The organism is Acinetobacter sp. DMC2 (assembly GCF_056314305.1).
Map to the genome: position 1 here is coordinate 31,471 of NZ_JBQUYP010000001.1, position 21,108 is coordinate 52,578.

A 21,108-nucleotide genomic window follows, 5' to 3' on the forward strand; every position below is an offset into this window, starting at 1 on the left:
CTAGAATATGTCTATATATCCCAAGCCCCATAAAACATTAAATTTAAGCCCTCCTTCACTCTTGGCCCTGGGGTTTCTAGGCTTTATTATTTTTGGTACTTTACTGCTTAAATTGCCATTTGCGAATACAGGCAATGTCAGCTGGATGGATGCACTTTTTACAGCCACCTCAGCAGTTACAATTACTGGCCTATCTGTTTTAAATATTCATGAGTCTTTTACCCTCTTTGGGCAAACCATTATTTTATTGTTGATCCAGTCTGGCGGTTTGGGTTTTATGACCTTTGCCATCTTAGCTGCATTAAGTTTGTCACCCAAAGTTGGTCTTAAACAACAAATGATGGCTCAAGATAGTCTAGGTCAAACGAGCCTATCAAAAGTTACTTTTGTTGCTAAAGGAGTTGTCACTTACACCCTTATTTTTGAGCTTATTGGTGCAATTATTCTCACTACTGCTTTTACACCAACATATGGTTTTGCACGTGGTCTTTACTATGCAGTTTTCTATAGTATATCCTCGTTCAATAATGCTGGTTTTTCACTATTTTCCAATAGTTTAATAAGTTTCCAAAGCAATTATATGATTTGTATAACTGTTAGCGTACTTTACACTTTGGGTGGTCTTGGCTTTTTAGTTCTCATGGACATTAAGCAAAATAAAAAATGGAAAAAACTCACCCCGAATAGCAAGCTGATTCTTACAACCATTACAGTGATTAATCTAGTTGCCTTTATTTTAATATGGGCTTTAGAGGCTCAAAATCCTCATACACTAGGAATGCTCAGTGTAGGTGATCAAGCATTAAATGCTTGGTTTCAAGCCACAGTTCCGCGCTCATCAGGGTTTAATACTATTGATACAGGTGCAATGACCAATAGCAGTTCTTTACTCATGATGTTACTGATGTTTATTGGTGGTGGTTCGCTCAGTACAGCAGGTGGAATCAAAGTTGGAACCTTTGTCATTTTAGTGCTGAGTGTAATTTCATTTTTACGCCGTACAGATGAAATTAGAATATTTAATTATTCAGTCGCACACGAAACGACTTACAAAGCATTAGCAGTGACTGCTATTACGAGCATACTCATCTTCATGGGCTTCTTTATTCTTTTACTTTTAGAGCCTAAAGCAGATTTTATGAATTTGCTTTTTGAAGTTGTTTCAGCAGCATGTACCGTGGGTCTCTCGCGCGGAATAACACCAGATTTACATAATGGTAGTTTATTTATTTTAAGCCTACTCATGTTTGCTGGACGGCTTGGTCCTTTAACACTGGCTTATTTAATCGCTACTCCTAAAAAAAGTCGACTCAAACACCCTCAAGCCAACATACAAATTGGATAATAAAAAAGCCGCTTCAAAAGCGGCTTTTTTATAGCTGTTTAGTACCAATTCAATAGTGATACACCCAAACCAACATAAGTTGCTCGATGGTTATAATCAATTAAGCTTTCCCCATAACCATTAAACAATTGGAAGTGTCCACGTAGTTTGCCACTGATTGGAAAAGCCCAATCAAATTGAACAGCACCATGAGAGTCATCACCACCTTTCAAAGAATGACGCAGCATTAAAGAGAAGTCATTTTCCTTCCACTTATAAAATGCTGTTAAATCACCACGTCCGATGTAATTTTCCATATCTGGATTATTATCATCTTTGCTGTCTTCTTCGAGACGAATCCATGGACGTAACATTAAAGCAAAGTTACCGCGCTCTAATCCAACGTTAAAGATTACACGGTTCCAGCTACGAGATAATGGGTCTGAGCGACCATTTGACTGATGGTTTAAGGTAACCCCCAGCAAACGCCCATCTAAACCAAGCAACTCATAGTTTGTTCTAAACATTAAACTTGCTTCTGGTTCATAGTTTGTTTCACGGAAAGGACGAGACTCTTCTGCATTGAATGTTTGCCAACGTGAAGATTGTGTATACCCTAGCCACAAATCGCCATTATTGCCAAAAATATTTTCCCAAGCTTTGGTTTTCAAAGAAATCTGAAATTTACTTTCTGTTGATTTCAGATTTTGATCTTCTGTCACCGTATTATTTGGGTTAGGACTATGTGGAAATTCATTTTTGTCACTGGTCCAGAATACAGGGAGCAAATAGACTGGCTGATAAGCACGAATGTTCCATACACCTAGTTTACTTTTTTCAGACAACTCCCAACGTTGATCTAACAAAGAAGTAGTAGGTTCAATTTTTGGTGCTTTACCAATGATTTTGATATTACTCACCGTATCTACCACCTTTTCTTTAAAGGTTTCAGGTGGAACAGCAGGTATATCAATTTTTTTAGCAGGCTCAGTTACAGCCGCAGCTTGAATAACTGGTAAAGCTGACGGTTTAAATACAGAGTCATAACAAGCCAGACGATCGGCATTCGAAGCAAGAGCAACACATGCATCTACTGTCGCGGGGGTTACAGGTGCCAAGGTGTCAGCATATGTCACAGACGCACACAAACAGCTAAGCACGATTCCCATGCTTAGCTGTAAAGATGTGCGTTCAAATTGTCTGAACGCCATGTTCATCTCCAATTTTTATTTTAATTAACTTGTTGAATGGTAAAACCTAACTGCTGCAATTCATCACGTTTGGCAAAAGGTGCAACTACAGCTTTTACAGGAGTTTGCTCAACCAAATATTGACGAGCAACACGTTGTAAATCATCTAAAGTTACATGCAACAATCTCTCACGCAAGAGACGGCGGAAAGCTGGTGTTCTTGCATGCAACAAGGCATAACACGCAGTAATCGCCTCGCCCGCTGGTGAACCTGGCTTATCCATACTTGCAACGAGTCCAAGAATCGCTTCTTCAAGCTGATGAGGCTGTTGTTCTGTATTTAATAGCCATTGCACACTTGCTTCAAAGTCTTTAAAAGTTTCTGCTAAACGTGGGTCACGGTAACTATAGAAACGGAATGAACATGCATTCCCATCATAACTTGCTCCACCACCGTACGCACCGCCTTTCTCACGAATGGCGCTGTGTAAAAAGCCATTACGTAAATAAGCTGCCAATACCATTAACGGAGCTGCATCTGGATGGGACACATCCACCGCCTGATAGGCTGAAGCACAGAACTGAACATTTGCCTGAATTAACCATGCTTCATGATTATTATCATTTGCCTGTTCTACGTGAGTTAACTCTGTTGCGGTTGCATCAACGTTTAGTTTATCCCAAACATTTTGGATTTCTTCAACCAAACGTTCAGACTGATGTTCTTCACATACAAGCAAGAACTGTTTAGGTGCTTGCAATAATTTACGATGAATACGCTTTAATTCTGCAATCAAATCATCATATGCAGCAGAGTCTTGAGTAATCTTAGTAACAAGCTCGCCTAACCAGTTTAATGCACCTAAACCAGTGTTTTGATAGTCGCGTTGAGCCAATGCACTCATATTACGTGATGCGATTTGCATTGCGTAACTATGGCCCGCTCCAGACAAGCGCGATTGCCAACGTGTTTTACGTTGTTGCAATAACTCAATAATTCGCTCTTTCTCATCAAATCGAAGCTGTTCAAATGCTAATTTTAATAAATGAATTGCATCAAACTTCTGAGTTAACGATTTAGTCGTTAACGTTAACCAAGCGCTAATTTTATCTTTGTCGTCAACTTTACTACGTAATGAAGCGCCCATTCCTAAACCGCCACTTACCGCCGTTTGTAAGTTTTGTAGTTCAAGATAGTCATACTCACCTGCACCCACTTCGCCCATCAAGATAGAAAGCAAATTAAAATAAGGTGACTTCACAATATCATCAGGAATCTGAATGAGTACTTGTTGATAGTAAATACCGTTCGTACCGGCATGGTACAAATTCAACGGCGTATCCATACGATTACAAAGAATTTCGCGTAACTGACCCTGCACAATATGTAAGTCAGCAGGTACATCTTCCAAACCTACTTTTGGTAATAGTTCAAGGTTGTCTGGAGTATCCTGACGTTCCTCTAGCGCCTTGGTATTAGCAACAATTTCAGCCTTATCAGCATCTGTTAACTTTTCACCAATAGCAGCTAAACGTGCTTTTTCTGCTTCTTGCTCTTTTACAGACTTAGTTGGGTCTGGAACTAGAGTCATTTGCACACGATGTGGGTTGTCAAGCAAATGTGTTTGAATCAGATTTGATAACCACATTGGGTCTTTCAACTCTTCTTTAACTTGTGCAATTGCGCTATCAACATCCCAAATTTGAATTGGGTCGTTGTGGTGAATCGCACCACTTAAGCCATTTAAAATTAAACTTAAGCCATAAGGTGTACCGTCACCATTAATTTCACGCTGATGCAACTCAATCTGATGCAAGATTGCATCGACTAAATTACTATCAATTGGTTTTGCAGCAACATCACGCAGAATATTTAAAACACCCTCTCTAAAGCTTTGTGCATGTTCAGGATTGGAACCTTGAACACCGCAGTAGAAAGTCATTTCAAAATTGCTGTCGTCTACGCCCATTAATGGACCTGTTGATTGAGCATAACCACAAGTTTCTAGGTAATGACGCAGTGGTGAAGCTGAATTTTCTAACAAAATTCCTTCAACCAAACGCATTCCCAAACGCAATTTCACATCATTTGCTTCTGGTAATAACCAAGATAGAACATGATAAGTTTTATCTTTTAAATCATCACTATCAACACCATAATTTTCTGTTACTTCAATTGGTGCTGCTAAACGTTTTTCCGGCTTAGAATATAGAGTTGTTCCAGCAGAAAACTTATGTAGGGCTAGTTTTTCAAATTGCTCTTGTAGCTCATATGCTGTTTGATTACCAAAGGTCATGAATACAGCATTACTTGGGTGGTAATGTACCTTATAAAAATCGACTAACTGCTCATACGTTAAATCAGGAATATCTTTCGGGTCGCCGCCTGAGTTGTAATGATAGGTCGTTTCAGGAAATAAATGATGAGCCAACTGATGATAAAGTTGGTCAGACGGTGCACTCATCGCACCTTTCATTTCATTAAAAACCACACCTTTATAAACAGGTTGTCCATTTTCTAGTTCAATACGAATACCTTCTTGAGCAAAATCAAGCGGATTCAAATTAGCAGCAAATGCCGCATCAAGATAAACAGAGAGTAAGTTTTGGAAATCTTTTTTGTTTTGAGTAGCAAATGGATACGCAGTCCAATCTGCTGCTGTAAAAGCGTTCATGAACGTATTTAAAGAACGGCGAATCATCAAAAAGAACGGATCACGTACCGGAAACTTTTCAGATCCACACAAAGCGGTATGTTCTAAAATATGTGCCGTGCCTTTAGAATCCATAGGCTGTGTTCTAAAAGCAACAAGAAATACATTTTCATCATAGTCAGTTGCCAAGTGATAATGCACCGCGCCTGTGACTTTATGCTTATATTCAGACACTAAAATATCTAGTGCTTCTACATGGTGCTGACGTAGCAACTGAAACGCAGGGTGAACAGTTTGAGAAATGGTTTCAGTGACATCTACAGTCATGTGATCTCCTAACATATCGGATAAGTGAATAAGTCTCATTATAGCCTGAGTCAGCTTGAGATTGGCGAACAAAAGCCAAGTAAAATACTATGTTTTTGTTGAGTATTAGTTTTCATTGCCACGGCTTTGATATCAAGCACATAGCCATGAACGTTTTATCCTACCAGAACAAAAGCTTTTAATTCTATGAATATGCGACCCAATAAATAAAAAAGCCCATCAAGTTGATGAGCTTTTAGAAAAACTTTTACTTAAAAACGATAACGAAGTGCAATTTGAGCATTTAGCGGATCGCCCATCATGTTTGAATCATTGGCTCCGCTATGTCCCGAAACAAAGTAATCGCGATCAAACAGGTTATTTAAGTTGAAGTTCACATCGTAACGTTCACTTTGATAACCTAATGCTGCATTTACAACAGCATAACCTGTTAACACGTTTTTGTTATCTGGCGCACTAAAACGTGATGATTCACCACGACCACCTACAGCCGCATACCAATGATCATTTATTTGATATTTTAACCATAAGTTAACAGTGTTATTTGGCGTAAGCGCAGAACGATTGCCTGTCAGTCCAATAGCAGATTTTTCAATCTTACCATCCATATACGAATAGCCAGCTAATACTGTTAATTGATCAGTTAATTGACCTGTTAATGAAATCTCAACACCCTTGGTTTTTTGCTCACCTGCTAATACTGCTAGTGTTGAATCTGTAGAGTCTTGATTTTGAATATTTGTTTGGCTCATTTCAAACAAAGCCAGTGTCACATTCAATTGATCATTCACATCCCACTTCGCACCGACCTCAATATTTTCGGTTTTTGTTGGGCTCAAATCATCACTATTTTTATATAAAACAAATGAATCAGCTAAAGGCTGGAAAGATCGATTATAAGAAGTGTAGAGTGAAATATTGCTTACTGGCTGATAAACCACCCCGATTCTTGGAGAATAGGTGTTATCAGTTCTGTTTAATATTTGAGACTTCACTTTATCATTGCGATCTTGTGACAAATTATCATAGCGTAGACCAACTAAAACTTTCAGCTGATCTGTAACTGTCATTAAATCTTGTAAATAGATACCGTAGTTTTCAAAGGTATTACTATTATTATTACGTGCAGTTGTTGAGCCTGTATTAATCGGCGCCCAGTATTCTAATTTAGGGTTATACAAATCGGTTATGGTTTTAGCACCTTGCCAAAGTATTTCATCTTTGTGCTGCTTATTATACTCCGCACCAATTAAGGTATTGTGCTTTAAGAAACCAGTATTAAATAAACTACTTAATTCTTGCTGAACATATACGCCATCTTCATTACGCAAACGCTTATTTTGAGTCAAAGTAATTTGTAACTTATCAGCGGGATGTGAATCAACACTATACTGGCGGTCTAATGAATAGTTATAGTGACGAACTGCGCCATGATATTTTAGATTATCGTTAAACTCATGATCTAAGCTTATGGTTTGGCTTGAAATTTCAGTATCAACATCACCAACCTCTTTACCGTTTAACGCACCATAAAAAGTTTTAGGGTTTGTTTTAACTGGTTTACCTGTAATTGGATCTGTCGGAAAACCTTGATCTGCTAAACGGTCATCATGCAAATAGTCAGCCTGAATTAAAAGCTTCGTCTTATCTGAAATATCCCATTGTAAAGATGGAGCAACCGCTTGGCGTTTTAAAAAGGCCTGATCACGATAGCCATCTGAATCTTCAACTGCACCAGTTAAACGAACCTTAACATTCTCTGCTACTTTTTCATTCACATCGACTTCTGCACGGCGTTGCCCTGTTGTGCCGCCAATAAGACTGACTTCACGCAAAGATTCATCCATTGGTTTCTTATTAATTTTATTAACTAATCCACCCGCAGAACCACGTCCATATAATACAGAAGCAGGCCCTTTTAATACTTCAATACGCTCAACATTCGACATGTCGCGAAAATACAATGCATCGTCACGAATACCATCTACATAGTTATCTGTGATTGCAGAGAAACCACGAATCATGACCTGATCACGTTGCCCATCACCCACACTAAAGCTTAGACCAGCAACGTTTTGCAAAGCACCTTGCATAGAGGTCACAGTCTGCTCTCTTAAAACTTGTTTAGGCACCACATTTACGATTTGAGGAACATCTTTTAATTGCACAAGTCCTTTCGTTGCAGTTGATGCTTGTCCCACTTCTTGTTTTAAGCTTTGTTCCTTTTCAGCTTTTACTGAAATTGTTGGAAGATTGGTTACAGCCTGTTGCTCTGCCTCGACGGCATATACATGGCTCGTCATAACCCCAACTGATGAAATAAATAAAATAGAACGCTTCATGTAAGTTCGCTACGAAAAATTTCATGCGAAGTTTCAATGAAATACACTGTATTTGTAAATATTAGCAAGAATCATTATTAATTGATAATATTTATTAGAAGTAACTTTTCAATAGCTTAGTCAAACAATAATTTTCCATTAATCGCTGAATTAACTGAATTTTATTCAACAAACTACAGCAAATCCAAGCAATGGTGTAAACTTAGCAACCTGATTTTTTTATTTGTGACAACACATATGGCAACTGTAGATCTTTTTGCAATTGGTAATGCATTAATCGACCAAGAATTTAAAGTGTCTGATGATTTTCTAAATCAACAAGGCTTGCAAAAAGGCACAATGCAGTTGTCCGATGGTGACACTCAATCCGCTCTTTATGCAGAGTTAAGACAGCACCAAGACTACAAAGGTCAAGCGAGTGGCGGTTCAGCAGCAAATACGACCGTGGCCTTTAGTGCATTAGGCGGAACTGCTTTTTATGGTTGCCGTGTGGGTAACGATGATTTAGGTTCAATTTATCTGCAAGGTCTAAATGAAGCTGGCATTAAGACTACTCCAAAATCGATCAGTGAAGGTGTGACAGGTACTTGCATGGTACTCATTAGCCCTGACTCTGAACGTACAATGCACACCTATTTAGGTATCACTGCTGAACTCTCTCAAGATCAAATCGATTTTGAACCATTAAAAACAGCAAAATGGCTTTATATTGAAGGCTATCTTTCTACAAGTGAAACAGCGCGTAAAGCTGTAAAACAAGCAAGAGAAATTGCAAAAGCAAATGGTGTTAAAATTGCCCTATCTCTTTCAGATCCTGCAATGGTGCAATACGCTCGCGAAGGCTTGGAAGAACTTATGGATGATGGCGTAGATTTACTATTTTGTAATGAACAAGAAGCCTTAATGTATACAAATACAACATCTGTAGAAGATGCTCTTGCCCAATTACGTTTTAAAAATCATACAGTAGTCATTACACAAAGTGCTAAAGGTGCTTTAGTTTCTAACCCTACCCAACATTTCCATGTGGCAGGCCGTCATGTAGAAGCCGTTGATACAAATGGTGCAGGCGATGCATTTGCAGGCGCATTCCTTTATGCCCTCAACCATCATCAAGATTTAAATGCTGCTGCACAGTTAGCTGTCTTAATTTCGAGTGAAGTTGTTTCTCAATTTGGTCCACGTTTAGCAATTAATGATTATGCTAAACTTCTTGAAAATTTTCAGAAGGAATGTGCTTGAAATGGAAAGGATCTGTATGACGGAGGAAGTTCCTGAGCGTGAAGCTAGAGCTTTTGACACTTTACAAGGAACAACTATTTTCGTTACTCAACGTGACGGCGCATTCTATGCTTATCAGAATCTATGCCCTCATTTGCAAACTGAGCTTGAATATTTAGAAAATCAATTTCTTGATCAAGATCAAGAATACATCCAATGCTCTACTCATGGTGCTTTATTTACCGTGGAAACAGGTGAATGTATTTCTGGACCATGTTTAGGCGATTTTTTAAATAAAGTTGAGCTTAAAGTACATTCAGATGGCGGTATCTATATCGTAGACTGAAGCTATAAACATTAGAGTTTCTGCCATGGCTGATTTCTTTTTCAATTATTATCTTATGCCATTTCACTTAAGTGTAGTGGCTTTGATATTGCTCAGCGTGGTAGAAACCATTGGTATGTATATTGGACTCCGTCCAAGTCAATTACTCAAAAAAATTGCGCCCGATTGGCTTTCTAATTCGCCGCTACTTAATGTTAAATTTTCTAAAGCTCTAATTTTCGTTTTTTTACTCATCAATTTCAGTTATGCAGGCTACTTTTTACAACTCTCTTTCTTCGCAATACAGCATTATTTTATTTCCCCATTTTATTTAATCGTCCCAGCTCTTGTAATCGCAATATTTTTTACTGTGTTCATGATCCACTGCCTTGACCAAGTAATTAAGCCCAAGCTCACTCATACCAACTATAACCTTTTAGGGCGATTAGCGACGATTTCCAGTGGTAATGCCAGACCTGGATTTTCTGCCCAAGCCCGCGTGCGTGATGAATTTGGTCAACTCCACTACGTTCAAGTAGAACCAGAATACGGCGAACTCGAATTATACTCCCAAGTTATTCTTGTCAGAGTACATAAAAGCCATTATGTAGCTAAGAAAATTTCTGTATCCAACGATCTTTTTGCACCCGATTAACTCTTAATTATTCTCGTAGTTTCCTATCACTTTTTGCGGGCTTCATTACGCCCTGATTTTATTATTCTCTTTTTAATTAATCATTTATTATTCCGACTAATTTAGTTAGTGATAAGATTACTAAATATTATACTCAACCATTTTAGTTGGTATTTAATTAAAACAAACTATTTTAATAAACTTTACAATTTTATTTACAAGTGTTTTAGTAGGAATTAATAATCAATTCAAACTATTTTAGTATGCTATTTATTTTAAATTAATAAGTACCTGTTTTATAAAGGTTAATAATTTAAATATTCATTTTAAATATATTTAATGTTTATTTTTATTATATTTTGATTAATAATAAAATTAATATCAAATGAGGTTTAATTAATGAGCCTTAATTTTCAAAATCTCAATAGTCGCTTAATTAAAGAAATCACTATTATTCTAATAATAAAAATAGTGCTTCTTTTAACGATTAAACATATTTGGTTTGATGCTCCCACCATCCCCAAAAATTTCGACAATCAGGTCGCCGAGCATATTGCTGGCGATAACATTTCCAACATTAAGGAGACACGTTGATGATTTCTGAAAGCGTGGTTGATCTTTCGCGGTTTCAATTTGCAATGACCGCAATGTATCACTTTCTTTTCGTCCCTTTAACTTTAGGTTTGGCATTTATCCTTGCCATCATGGAAACCACCTATGTCATTTCTGGTAAAGAAATTTACAAAGATATGACTAAATTTTGGGGAAAATTATTTGGTATTAACTTTGCTTTAGGGGTTACGACTGGCTTAACAATGGAGTTCCAGTTTGGAACAAACTGGGCTTATTACTCACACTATGTAGGTGATATTTTCGGTGCACCATTAGCAATTGAAGGCCTTATGGCGTTCTTCCTTGAGTCGACATTTATTGGTCTATTTTTCTTTGGATGGGACCGGTTAACTAAAGTTCAGCATCTAGGCGTAACATGGTTAGTCGCTCTAGGTTCCAACATGTCAGCGCTCTGGATTTTAGTGGCGAATGGTTGGATGCAAAACCCAGTAGGTGCCGCATTTAACTTTGAAACGATGCGTATGGAATTAGTTGATTTCGGCGCGCTTATCTTTAACCCTGTAGCTCAGGTTAAATTCGTCCACACTGTATCTGCGGGTTATGTAACTGGTGCAATTTTTGTACTTGCTATCTCAAGTTACTACTTGCTTAAAAAACGTGATCTACCTTTCGCACGTCGTTCATTTGCAATAGCTGCGATTTTTGGTCTTGCATCTACACTTTCAGTAATTTTGTTAGGCGATGAATCTGGTTATGAGTTAGGGGATGTTCAAAAAACTAAACTCGCTGCGATAGAAGCCGAATGGGATACTCACCCTGCTCCTGCTCCGTTTACCTTGTTTGGCGTACCAAATCATGAAGAGATGCGGACAGATTATGCAGTTAAAATTCCATATGCCTTAGGTTTAATTGCAACTCGCTCAACAACTAAAGAAGTTACTGGTCTTAAAGACCTTATGCAACAGCATGAAGTTCGTATTCGTAACGGTATGCTTGCCTATGCTGAACTTGAAAAATTACGTGCAGGCAATCGCTCACCTGAGTTATTAGCGTCATTTGAGAAAAATCAAAAAGATCTAGGTTATGGCCTACTTCTTAAGAAATATGCACCAAATGTAGTTGATGCAAGCGAGCAAAATATTAAAGCTGCTGTAAAAGATACTGTTCCAAATGTTACAGCGCTATTTTTCTCTTTCCGCGCAATGGTTGCCTCTGGCTTCTTAATGCTATTACTTTTCATTTTAGCGACTTGGGCTGTAGCAAAAAGAAATGCTGAAAATAAACCTTGGTTACTTAAATACGCATTGTTTGCGCTGCCGCTTCCTTGGATTGCTGCACAAACTGGTTGGTATGTAGCTGAAGGCGGTCGTCAACCATGGTCTATTGGTGAAATCTTACCAACCCATCTGTCTACTTCTAGTTTAAGTACTGGTGATGTATGGGGTTCAATTCTTGCGTTAGCAGCGTTCTATACAGCTCTTTTAATTATTGAAATGTATTTAATGATCAAGTTTGCTCGTTTAGGGCCAAGTTCTCTGCACACTGGCAAATATCATTTTGAAAAGCAAGAACCAAAAGCAGCTGTTAATGGGGAGGCCTTATCATGATTGAATATGAATTATTAAAAATCATTTGGTGGGTGTTAGTTGGCGTACTTCTGATCGGCTTCGCTCTGACTGATGGCTTTGATATGGGTTCTATGGCTCTCATGCCTTTCGTTGGAAAAACCGATAGCGAACGCCGTGCTGCAATCAACACGATTGCGCCACACTGGGATGGGAACCAGGTCTGGTTTATTACGGCGGGCGGTGCACTATTTGCTGCTTGGCCAATGGTCTATTCAGTTGCCTTTTCTGGCATGTACTGGGCACTATTGTTAGTTTTATTCGCACTCTTCCTAAGACCGGTCGGTTTCGATTATCGCTCTAAACTAGATAATACAAAATGGCGTAATTCTTGGGATTGGGGCCTTTGCATTGGCGGTGCCGTTCCAGCACTTGTATTTGGTGTGGCATTTGGCAATTTATTCTTAGGCATTCCTTTTAGTTTAGATGACACATTACGCTCTGAATATTCAGGTAGCTTTTTTGCCCTTCTCAATCCATTTGCTCTAGTTTGCGGTGTTGTGAGTCTATCTATGCTTTGTGCGCATGGTGGTGCATGGCTCATGTTGCGTACAGATGAAGCTTTAAAACAACGCTCTGCCAAAGCTACTCAAATTATGGCAATTGTATTTTTAATTTGCTTCCTTGTGATTGGAGCATGGCTCTATTTCGGACAAGTGCCAGGTTATAGCTATGCTGTTGCCATAGATTCAAATGCTGCGCTTAACCCTTTAGCTAAAGAAGTGGTGACTAATAGCAATCCAGGTTGGATGAATAATTACCGCACTTATCCAATTACTAAAGTTGCCCCAGTTCTGGCAATCTTAGGTGCAATCATTGCAATTTTCTCATCTTCAAAAGCAAAAGCGGGCTTAAGTTTTACTGGCACAAGTTTAATGATTGTAGGGGCAATTTTAACTGCTGGTTTTGCCCTATTCCCGTTCTTACTTCCATCTAGTATCAATCCTAACTCTAGTTTGACGATGTGGGATGCTGTATCAAGTCACCTTACTTTAGGCGTTATGACTGTCGCAGCCTGCATATTTGTTCCTCTTATTTTGATCTATACCAGTTGGTCTTATTACAAAATGTGGGGAGTCATCACTAACAAACATATCGAGTCAAACTCGCATAGCTTGTATTAAGGAGAAGTCAATGTGGTATTTCGCATGGATCCTAGGCATTTTGATGGCATGTTTTGCGGGCGTACTCAGCGCGCTTTATATCGAACATCATCAAGATTTAGATGAGGAATAAATGATGGCAAAAGCAATGACAGCATCAAATCATCGAAAAGCTCAAGCATTTGCAATGGCCCTTTCTTTTCTGTTGGCATTGCCTCTTGCTGCAATTTTGTTGGTTTACCCTTCACTCATGCTAGATGCTAACGGACATTACAATCATAGCCAGCTTATGCTGGTGATGATTGGTATTTCTGGTGGATTTATTTACGGAGTAGGTTTCGTCCCCAACTTCTGGCTATGGAAATGGCTATTTAGCCCATGGGTGGCTTGGCCTCTCATGCTTTTAGGCTATTACATCTGGTTTCTAACCTAAATCAAAAAGACCTCAAATGAGGTCTTTTTTCATTTCAACCAACTTAATAGGCACCCTTGGCATGCCTACATTTGCCTCAACTGGATATGGCTGTTCATTACCCGTTTTCACATATCCACGTCTTTCATAATAAGCGATCAATTCAGAACGGACATCTAGTACATGCATTACGGCGTTAGTCAGATGTGGACCTTCTTTCAATGCATATTGCTCTGCATATTCTAAAACAGACCGACCCACTCGCATATTTTGGACTTGAGGATCCGTACAGAATGTTCCAATCTCAACCTGACTATTTTCAAATGTAAGCCCTACACACGCAATAATTTTAGAAAATTCAGTTTCCGCTACCAATAATTTTGAATTCCTAAGTTGCAGTTGTTCTTCTAATTGATGCTCTGTAATACGTAGTCCTTTTACCCACTCGAGCTCTGTTGTCCAACTTCGACCCAGCTGTTCCCGATAAGACTTATTAATTAAATCTACAAGTTGTGGAATATCGGCAAATGAAGATAAACGAAATTTTAAATTATTCATAAAGTACACTTAGGCTATTTATAAAAATTCTAAAAATAAAGCCGATATTAAATCGGCTTTATTTTAAATAGCAATTAATTTAATTCGATTGTTCAGCTAACCATGCCATGAATTTTTGACGCTCAGCTTTAGAAGCCTTCTGCCAAGTTTCCACTAGACGTTGATCATTCGTTTGTGCTCCACCTGTTAATGCCATAGATGTTGCAGTTGGCACAACAACTTGAGCGGAAGTAGGTTTAGCCGATGCATACACTGCTTCAGGCTGTGGTTTAGTTGATTTAGTTGTAAAGTCGGTTACTTTACCCAACAAGCCAGTTGCAAACCATGGTTTTGCTTCATTGTTTGCACCAGTTTGTTTTACGATTAATTCATTATTTGCACTATACAAAGCCACTGTTGGCTGCTCCGCATATTTCTTAGCTTGTTCAAATTGTTTTGGTGCATCTACCATTGCGAGCTTATAAGTTTGCCCATCTTGGAGTGCTGGAGTTTGAATCGTAACTACTCCAGATTTAATAATGTCATGTTCACCATTTAAATGCTCAAAGTATTCTTGATAGCGCACACTTAAGCTCGTTTCCCCTGCATCAACTTTATAATTATTTTTAGATGAACGAAATAACCCAGAATTGACTTCTTGACCATTCACCGCAAGGATTACAATTTCCTCTGGCGCTGTAATTGTAACTGCTGAAAATACCGAACTACTGAGTAATAAACTTATTGCAGCAACACCTAATCTTAAAGTCATCTGTCTCTTTCTCTATATTTGATAAGCTATGAAATCATGAGCAATATGCAATATGATTGTGACTATTTTATGACAGTGCAGTGATCCGCTAATTTTTCGATTTATTATTATTAAATATACATTTGAATTTTATCAATTTCCGTTGGTTTAACCTTTTTATTAATTCAAAAAACACATAAAAAAAAAGAGTACCTAAGTAGGTACTCTTTTTTAACTTTCAATTAGTTGAAAGTTTTGAAACGATCAGCATCATTAATAAATGCTTTTTCGCCTGCTGGCGCTTCCACTGAACCAAATACCAATTGAGCACGTAATTTCCAATTTGCTGGCACATCAAATGCTTCAGCAGCATCAGCATCAACAATCGGGTTATAGTGCTGTAAAGAAGCACCTAAACCAAGCTCTGAAAGTGCTGTCCAAGTCGCAAACTGTGCAATTGCAGTTGAATGCTCAGACCAAACTGGGAAGTTGTCTGCATATAATTCAAATTGCTCTTGTAAGCTTTTAATAACAGCTTGGTCTTCATAAAATAAAACCGTACCAACGCCAGCAACAAAGCTATCAATTTTTGCATTTGTACCAGCAAAAGAGTCTGCAGGAACAATTTTACGTAATGCTTCACGAACTAAATTCCAGAATTTAGCATGTGATTCACCGTATAGTGTCACCACACGTGAAGATTGTGAGTTGAATGATGATGGACTATGTTTAACCGCTTCACGAATTGTTTCTTCAATTTTAGTGCGATCTAATGCAACATTTTTACCAATTGCATAAATAGTACGACGATTTTTAATTTTATCTAAGAAAGTAGACATTTTGTTATTTCCTACCTATTGCTTGACCAAGGGCCGTTGTTTGGGAATGAATACAGTGTATTAAAGTCATTTTTCATAATCAGCATTAAAAATATGACAGTTCGTTTTATTTTCGCAACAATAAAAAAAGATATATATATAAAAAAAGCTTCACATTTAGTGAAGCTTTTGAATGCTAGCAACGGTTTTACTTATCAGTTTCAAACAGCGCAGCAACAAATGATTTAGCCGAGAATGGTCTTAAATCATCAATTTTTTCACCAACACCAATAAAACGAATTGGCACATGAGTACGACTTGCAATATTAAAGAGCACGCCACCTTTCGCAGTCCCATCCAGTTTGGTAATTGTGATACCAGTTAAACCCACAGCTTGGTCAAACTCTTGCACTTGGTTAATCGCGTTTTGCCCTGTGCCAGCATCTACTACCAACATAATTTCATGAGGTGCAGTTGCATCAATTTTTTGCATCACACGTTTAACTTTTTTGAGTTCTTCCATCAAGTTACTCTTATTATGTAAACGACCTGCCGTATCTGCGATTAATACGTCAATTCCTTTAGCACGAGCACTTTCAAAAGCATCAAAAATAACAGAAGCACTATCAGCTCCGTGACCTTGAGCTACCACAGAGATATCGTTACGCTCACCCCAGATCTGTAATTGTTCTGTCGCTGCGGCACGGAACGTATCCCCAGCAGCCAACATCACTTTTTTACCTTCACCTTGCAAACGTTTCGCTAATTTACCAATAGTTGTAGTTTTACCAACACCATTTACCCCAACCATTAAAATCACATAAGGCGATTTGTTAGGATCAATATGCAAAGGTTTAACACGTGGGGCCAGCAAAGCAACCAACTCTTCTTGTAACGCTTTATATAGAGAGTGGGAATAGATCAAATCACCACGAGCCGTACGCTCTGTTAAATTGGTAATGATCGTTTTAGTAGCTTCAACACCAATATCTGCAACTAATAATTGCTCTTCTACTTCTTCGAGTAACTCATCGTCAATTTCTTTTCCGCCAATCAAGATATTAACCATACCATCAGCGAAATTACGACGAGTTTTGGTTAAACCTTCTTTCATCCGGCCAAAAAAACCAGTTTTTGGTTGTTCAACCGCAGTTTCTGTAGAAGCTAATTCAACTTTGGCTGCTTCAATATTTTCTTGCGATTTAACAGGAGATTCAACGATGGGAACATCGATAGCAGGTAAATTAGGTAATGTGACATCGTCATCACCGATCTCAGCATCTATCAAGAATTTATTTTGCATATTCGATTGTTGCTCCATGCGGATTCCTTGAAAAGCAGCGCGTTTAAAAAGATAAAGTTTAGCATAAATTCAAAATTTTGCCTGCCACAATAGTGCTTAAAAAGCTTTGGAAACCAAGATTTAGCCTGATTAATCCAATTACTGGGTATCTTCCTGAGCGAGTGCTGGATATTGCTTAATATGAGCACCCTCAAATTGGTACGCATGCATCAACTTTAAATAATCTGCCCGATGAATTTCTGACTGAGCTATAAGCAACTCAGCCATGTCTTGAGTTCTTGGATAAGTAGCCTGATGAGAAAGTTGTATAATTCGTTGATATTGATCCGGACTAATAGGCCGAAGTAATGCTAAATATGACAGCACAAAAATACAGCCAATGACAATAACCACAAACAGGTTAAAACATTGATCAACTTTTAACTCAGACTTTAATTTAAGAAAATTTTGTTTGAATATGAGCATGACCTACCTCGAATTAGTGTAGTGTAGGGTTCAATACTCATAAGTACAAGATCAAACATCCAGTAAGGTTAATAATCATACCTTACTGGATAGTATGAGTATGCTTAACTTATTAGTGAACGAATGACGGAAAAGTATAAAATTGCCGCAATAATCACCAAGACTAAAAACATAGCAAAAATACTTAACCCTTCTTCTGCATCTGCTGGATGCAATTCGTCTTCATCAGCAATTTTTCGAAGCTCCCCATCATAAACTTGATAAAACCAGTTTTTTTGGGCGGGTTCCAAATGACCAGCAAAATCAAACACCCTTTTACGCTGTGCTAGACAGTAATCCCCTAAATGGATTTCCTCATGAAAGATAGCTTCATCTAATAATTTACGGTGATAATGGGCCAGTTCTATGATTTGTTCCTCTTTAGGAGGCGTGTCAAAAACAAAGCCGTCGATTGTATTTGTCATATTTTATTCTCCTTGTCTTTTATTCTCATATTGATTTTAATCAAAATTATTTGTGAATAATGTTTAATCATGTATCCTAATAGTGAACTAAACGAAATGACAAATAGTTGACAAATCCATCAATTTGTAATATTAGTTTAATAATTCTAAGTTAAATTAATTTAAAGGCATCAGCCTTTAGAAAAAAGTAATCATAATTACAATAAGGAGTTTTCAATGATTCAACGTATCTCTCATCATGATTTAGAACATGTATATGCAACTGCAGTAAACACAATTCACTCTCAAATGAATTTCCAAGATGCAGTTGCACAGTTAGAAGAAGTTGCTCGCGCTGGGCACGGTAAAGCCGCTCTATTCTTAGCAGAATTGTATTATCAAGGTTTCCGTGTTGAACGTGACTCACTTAAAGCACAATATTGGCAGAAGTTAGCCACAATGCAAGCATAAAGAGACGTCACTTAGGTGGCGTTTTTTTATGCCTGTAAAAAAATATTTTATAAATATAATTCGCTACGCCCTTCGTTTGTCTTGCGCTTCGTCAAAGCTTTAATCGCTTTGTCTTGCTCAGGTGGCGTTTTTTTACGCCTGTAAAAAGCATTCTAAATATAATTTGCTACGCACTTCGTTTGTCTAACGCTAATGTCAACGCCTTAATCATATTGACGTTCTCATATGACATTTTTATAGCTGGGAATATTTGTTTACGATTTGATACGTGTTTAAACTGAAATGTCATCTGATTTTTCTATAATAAGCAAGATAAGTTAAGAACCATTAATTTGACAATGAATAGTTTAAGCAATCTGCAACCGGTTTCAAAAGACTTGATGATTAAAATTTATATTTTAAGAACGATGATGTATTGCGGAGTTCTCTGGGGATTATTTCATCAGGGCTGGGCAATTAAATCAGATCAAGAAGACTTTATTTTTCCCTTCTGGCTCAATGGATTGCAAGCTCATCGCTACGCTAAAGAACATTGGCCACATTACAAACCAAGAAGAATTACTCCTAAAGATTTTCACGAGTCTTTATTACCAACCTTAACTCGACTCAACGTTACACCAGCTTTGTTTAATTCTTCTCATCGCAAGTTGAAATTATCTACCCAACAAATGCAACATTTCTTTTTTAAACATCCGCACTGGCAAGGAGCCTAAAGTTTCTTTAGGTTCTTAACCTCTATTAGAATGCTTTTTGAACGCTTGAGTGTAAAACTTGTATTTGAATGACTACCAAGTCTTTGCATTTTTATAAAATCAGGCTAATTTAAAACAAAATGATAAAACACAGGACAGAAGAAATGACAATCGTTGCACAAGTAATCAAAAACAAATCAGAGCAAGATATTTTTACAATTTCTCCTGAAGCCACTGTCCTTGAAGCGATTAAGATCATGGCTGATAAAGGAATTGGTGCGTTAGTGGTAGCCGAAGGTGAAAAAGTTGTCGGAATTTTATCTGAACGTGACTACACGCGAAAAGTGACACTGATGGAACGTTCTTCATATAGCACTACAGTTGCTGAAATTATGACATCTAAGGTGCTTACAGTAAGTCTAAACAACACAGTTGAAGAGTGTTTACAGCTTATGACAGATCGCCACTTACGTCACTTACCTGTATTGGACAATGAAAAATTAGTTGGTTTTATCTCTATTGGTGACTTGGTAAAAGCAGCAATGGAAGACCAGAAAAATTTAATTGAACAGTTAAAGCAGTATATTTCTGGTTAATCATTCGAAATAAAAAATGGGCATATAGATGCCCATTTTTAATACTGAAACTTAAAGATAATTATTAATCAAAGCGACTAAACGCTCTAATAAGTCATCAGCCTGTGCCTGAGTCATATTAATAGGTGGTAAGAGGCGAACCACTGAACCTGCTGTAACGTTGATAATAAGCTTGTGTTGATCACGAGCAATGGCAACGAGTTCAGCACAGTCTTTAGGTAATTGAATACCAATCATCATACCAAAACCACGCACCTGAACATTCTTGTCAGCTAACTGTGTGCGAAGTTGATCAACAATATAACGTCCTACTACTGCCGCATTTTCTACAGCATTTTCTTTTTGAATTGTGTCAATTACTGTATAAACCACACGAGAACCTAATACAGTACCGCCATAGGTAGAACCATGACTACCAGGTCCTAATAAACCAACAGCTTTACCTTGTGTCATTACTGCTCCAACTGGAAAACCATTTCCAAGTCCTTTCGCAGTCGTCAAAACATCAGGCACGATATTGGTATGCTGATATGCAAAATATTTACCAGTACGGCCATTACCTGTTTGAATTTCATCTAACATCATTAGCCAGTTGTGCTGATTACAAATATTACGGACTTCTTCAAGATAGCTAAAGCCTTGAGGAGCAGTATTAATACCACCCTCACCTTGAATTGGCTCAATCAAAATTGCAACAATATCTGGGTGCTGCAATGCAGCTTCTTGAATTGCCTCTACATCACCAAATGGCACACGAATAAAATCATTGGTTAAAGGAGCAAAACCATCTTGTACTTTCTTATTACCAGTTGCTGAAAGTGTTGCTAAAGTACGACCATGAAAAGATTGTTCTGCCACAATAATCTTTGGTAAACGCACGCCTTGTTGAGTACCAAATTTACGAGCAATCTTAATCGCACCTTCATTTGACTCAGCACCGCTATTTGAAAAGAAGATTTCTTCCATACCAGAAACTTCTGCAAGCTTCTGAGCAGCAGCAGTTTGCCAAGGAATTTCAAATAGATTACTTGTATGCACAAGTGTTGCAGCTTGTTCTGAAATTGCTTCTGCAATAACTGGGTGTGCATGACCTAAACCACATACAGCAATACCAGTTAAAGCATCTAGATATTCCGTACCATCTTCAGTATATAGATATGCCCCTCGGCCTCGTACAAAACTGATCGCTTGGCGACCATAAGTAGCCATTAAGTGAGATGGTTGATCAGGTTGTATTGGAGCTAGGGTAATATCAGTCATAACGAACTCTGTCTGTATGAGGTTTTTAGAAGGGTTTATATA

Annotated in this window: 22 protein-coding genes; 12 read left to right on the plus strand and 10 right to left on the minus strand. The window is 37.9% G+C overall.

Annotated elements, in window-relative coordinates:
* Window positions 1-7: 7 nt before the first annotated feature.
* Entirely contained in the window at window positions 8-1,345 is a 1,338-nt protein-coding gene (locus ACT53H_RS00155; RefSeq protein ID WP_004791970.1) for a TrkH family potassium uptake protein, read from the plus strand.
* A 38-nt stretch (window positions 1,346-1,383) separates the two neighbouring features.
* Here the strand turns inward: ACT53H_RS00155 and ACT53H_RS00160 are convergent, their stop codons facing one another.
* From ACT53H_RS00160 to ACT53H_RS00170, 3 genes are all read right to left on the minus strand, one after another.
* Window positions 1,384-2,535, minus strand: a complete 1,152-nt coding sequence (locus ACT53H_RS00160; protein ID WP_476008330.1) for a phospholipase A — start codon at window positions 2,533-2,535, stop codon at window positions 1,384-1,386.
* Window positions 2,536-2,555: 20 nt separating this feature from the next.
* Window positions 2,556-5,495 carry an insulinase family protein gene (locus ACT53H_RS00165; protein WP_224970806.1) on the minus strand — a complete coding sequence of 980 codons (2,940 nt, stop codon included), beginning with the start codon at window positions 5,493-5,495 and terminating at the stop codon, window positions 2,556-2,558.
* Between the two features lie 251 nt (window positions 5,496-5,746).
* Window positions 5,747-7,837: a TonB-dependent receptor gene (locus tag ACT53H_RS00170; RefSeq protein ID WP_476008331.1), complete on the minus strand. Its 2,091-nt coding sequence runs from the start codon at window positions 7,835-7,837 to the stop codon at window positions 5,747-5,749.
* A 237-nt stretch (window positions 7,838-8,074) separates the two neighbouring features.
* On the opposite strand from ACT53H_RS00170, the gene ACT53H_RS00175 reads away from it, so the two are divergent.
* From ACT53H_RS00175 to ACT53H_RS00210, 8 genes are all read left to right on the plus strand, one after another.
* Window positions 8,075-9,079: an adenosine kinase gene (locus ACT53H_RS00175; protein ID WP_107880808.1), complete on the plus strand. Its 1,005-nt coding sequence runs from the start codon at window positions 8,075-8,077 to the stop codon at window positions 9,077-9,079.
* A 16-nt stretch (window positions 9,080-9,095) separates the two neighbouring features.
* A complete protein-coding gene (locus tag ACT53H_RS00180; RefSeq protein ID WP_003652095.1) occupies window positions 9,096-9,404 on the plus strand; it encodes a Rieske (2Fe-2S) protein in 309 nt (102 codons plus the stop codon).
* Between the two features lie 25 nt (window positions 9,405-9,429).
* Window positions 9,430-10,038, plus strand: coding sequence for an OB-fold-containig protein (locus ACT53H_RS00185; protein WP_005306154.1), 609 nt, complete (start codon window positions 9,430-9,432; stop codon window positions 10,036-10,038).
* Window positions 10,039-10,416: 378 nt separating this feature from the next.
* Window positions 10,417-10,611, plus strand: a complete 195-nt coding sequence (cydP, locus tag ACT53H_RS00190; protein ID WP_003652097.1) for a cytochrome oxidase putative small subunit CydP — start codon at window positions 10,417-10,419, stop codon at window positions 10,609-10,611.
* Window positions 10,611-12,197, plus strand: coding sequence for a cytochrome ubiquinol oxidase subunit I (locus ACT53H_RS00195; RefSeq protein ID WP_151962989.1), 1,587 nt, complete (start codon window positions 10,611-10,613; stop codon window positions 12,195-12,197). Before cydP ends, ACT53H_RS00195 begins: the two co-directional genes overlap by 1 nt.
* A complete protein-coding gene (gene cydB / locus ACT53H_RS00200; protein ID WP_353156013.1) occupies window positions 12,194-13,339 on the plus strand; it encodes a cytochrome d ubiquinol oxidase subunit II in 1,146 nt (381 codons plus the stop codon). Before ACT53H_RS00195 ends, cydB begins: the two co-directional genes overlap by 4 nt.
* 10 nt (window positions 13,340-13,349) lie before the next feature.
* Entirely contained in the window at window positions 13,350-13,451 is a 102-nt protein-coding gene (gene cydX, locus ACT53H_RS00205) for a cytochrome bd-I oxidase subunit CydX (protein ID WP_002120988.1), read from the plus strand.
* Window positions 13,452-13,751, plus strand: coding sequence for a cyd operon YbgE family protein (locus ACT53H_RS00210; RefSeq protein WP_004791954.1), 300 nt, complete (start codon window positions 13,452-13,454; stop codon window positions 13,749-13,751).
* Between the two features lie 12 nt (window positions 13,752-13,763).
* On the opposite strand, the gene ACT53H_RS00215 is transcribed toward ACT53H_RS00210, so the two are convergent.
* From ACT53H_RS00215 to ACT53H_RS00240, 6 genes are all read right to left on the minus strand, one after another.
* The gene (locus ACT53H_RS00215; protein WP_353156017.1) at window positions 13,764-14,288 is read right to left on the minus strand and encodes a GNAT family N-acetyltransferase; all 525 of its coding nucleotides are present in this window, start codon (window positions 14,286-14,288) and stop codon (window positions 13,764-13,766) included.
* Window positions 14,289-14,367: 79 nt separating this feature from the next.
* Window positions 14,368-15,039: a YccT family protein gene (locus tag ACT53H_RS00220; protein WP_476008332.1), complete on the minus strand. Its 672-nt coding sequence runs from the start codon at window positions 15,037-15,039 to the stop codon at window positions 14,368-14,370.
* A 221-nt stretch (window positions 15,040-15,260) separates the two neighbouring features.
* Entirely contained in the window at window positions 15,261-15,857 is a 597-nt protein-coding gene (locus ACT53H_RS00225) for a nitroreductase family protein (protein ID WP_004791948.1), read from the minus strand.
* 187 nt (window positions 15,858-16,044) lie between these two features.
* Entirely contained in the window at window positions 16,045-17,157 is a 1,113-nt protein-coding gene (gene ftsY, locus ACT53H_RS00230) for a signal recognition particle-docking protein FtsY (RefSeq protein WP_004791946.1), read from the minus strand.
* A gap of 120 nt (window positions 17,158-17,277) precedes the next feature.
* Entirely contained in the window at window positions 17,278-17,604 is a 327-nt protein-coding gene (locus tag ACT53H_RS00235) for a hypothetical protein (protein ID WP_005306180.1), read from the minus strand.
* Window positions 17,605-17,708: 104 nt separating this feature from the next.
* Complete coding sequence (locus ACT53H_RS00240; RefSeq protein WP_004791942.1) at window positions 17,709-18,068, minus strand: hypothetical protein; 360 nt, start codon at window positions 18,066-18,068, stop codon at window positions 17,709-17,711.
* 216 nt (window positions 18,069-18,284) lie between these two features.
* On the opposite strand from ACT53H_RS00240, the gene ACT53H_RS00245 reads away from it, so the two are divergent.
* The 3 genes from ACT53H_RS00245 to ACT53H_RS00255 all read left to right on the plus strand — a co-directional run bounded on the left by ACT53H_RS00245 (window position 18,285) and on the right by ACT53H_RS00255 (window position 19,806).
* Window positions 18,285-18,518, plus strand: coding sequence for an SEL1-like repeat protein (locus ACT53H_RS00245; protein ID WP_002121063.1), 234 nt, complete (start codon window positions 18,285-18,287; stop codon window positions 18,516-18,518).
* 338 nt (window positions 18,519-18,856) lie between these two features.
* A complete protein-coding gene (locus tag ACT53H_RS00250; protein ID WP_004791939.1) occupies window positions 18,857-19,231 on the plus strand; it encodes a DUF2750 domain-containing protein in 375 nt (124 codons plus the stop codon).
* Window positions 19,232-19,374: 143 nt separating this feature from the next.
* The gene (locus tag ACT53H_RS00255) at window positions 19,375-19,806 is read left to right on the plus strand and encodes a CBS domain-containing protein (protein WP_004791938.1); all 432 of its coding nucleotides are present in this window, start codon (window positions 19,375-19,377) and stop codon (window positions 19,804-19,806) included.
* Between the two features lie 51 nt (window positions 19,807-19,857).
* On the opposite strand, the gene ACT53H_RS00260 is transcribed toward ACT53H_RS00255, so the two are convergent.
* The gene (locus ACT53H_RS00260; RefSeq protein ID WP_174730117.1) at window positions 19,858-21,066 is read right to left on the minus strand and encodes an aspartate aminotransferase family protein; all 1,209 of its coding nucleotides are present in this window, start codon (window positions 21,064-21,066) and stop codon (window positions 19,858-19,860) included.
* Window positions 21,067-21,108: the final 42 nt, after the last annotated feature.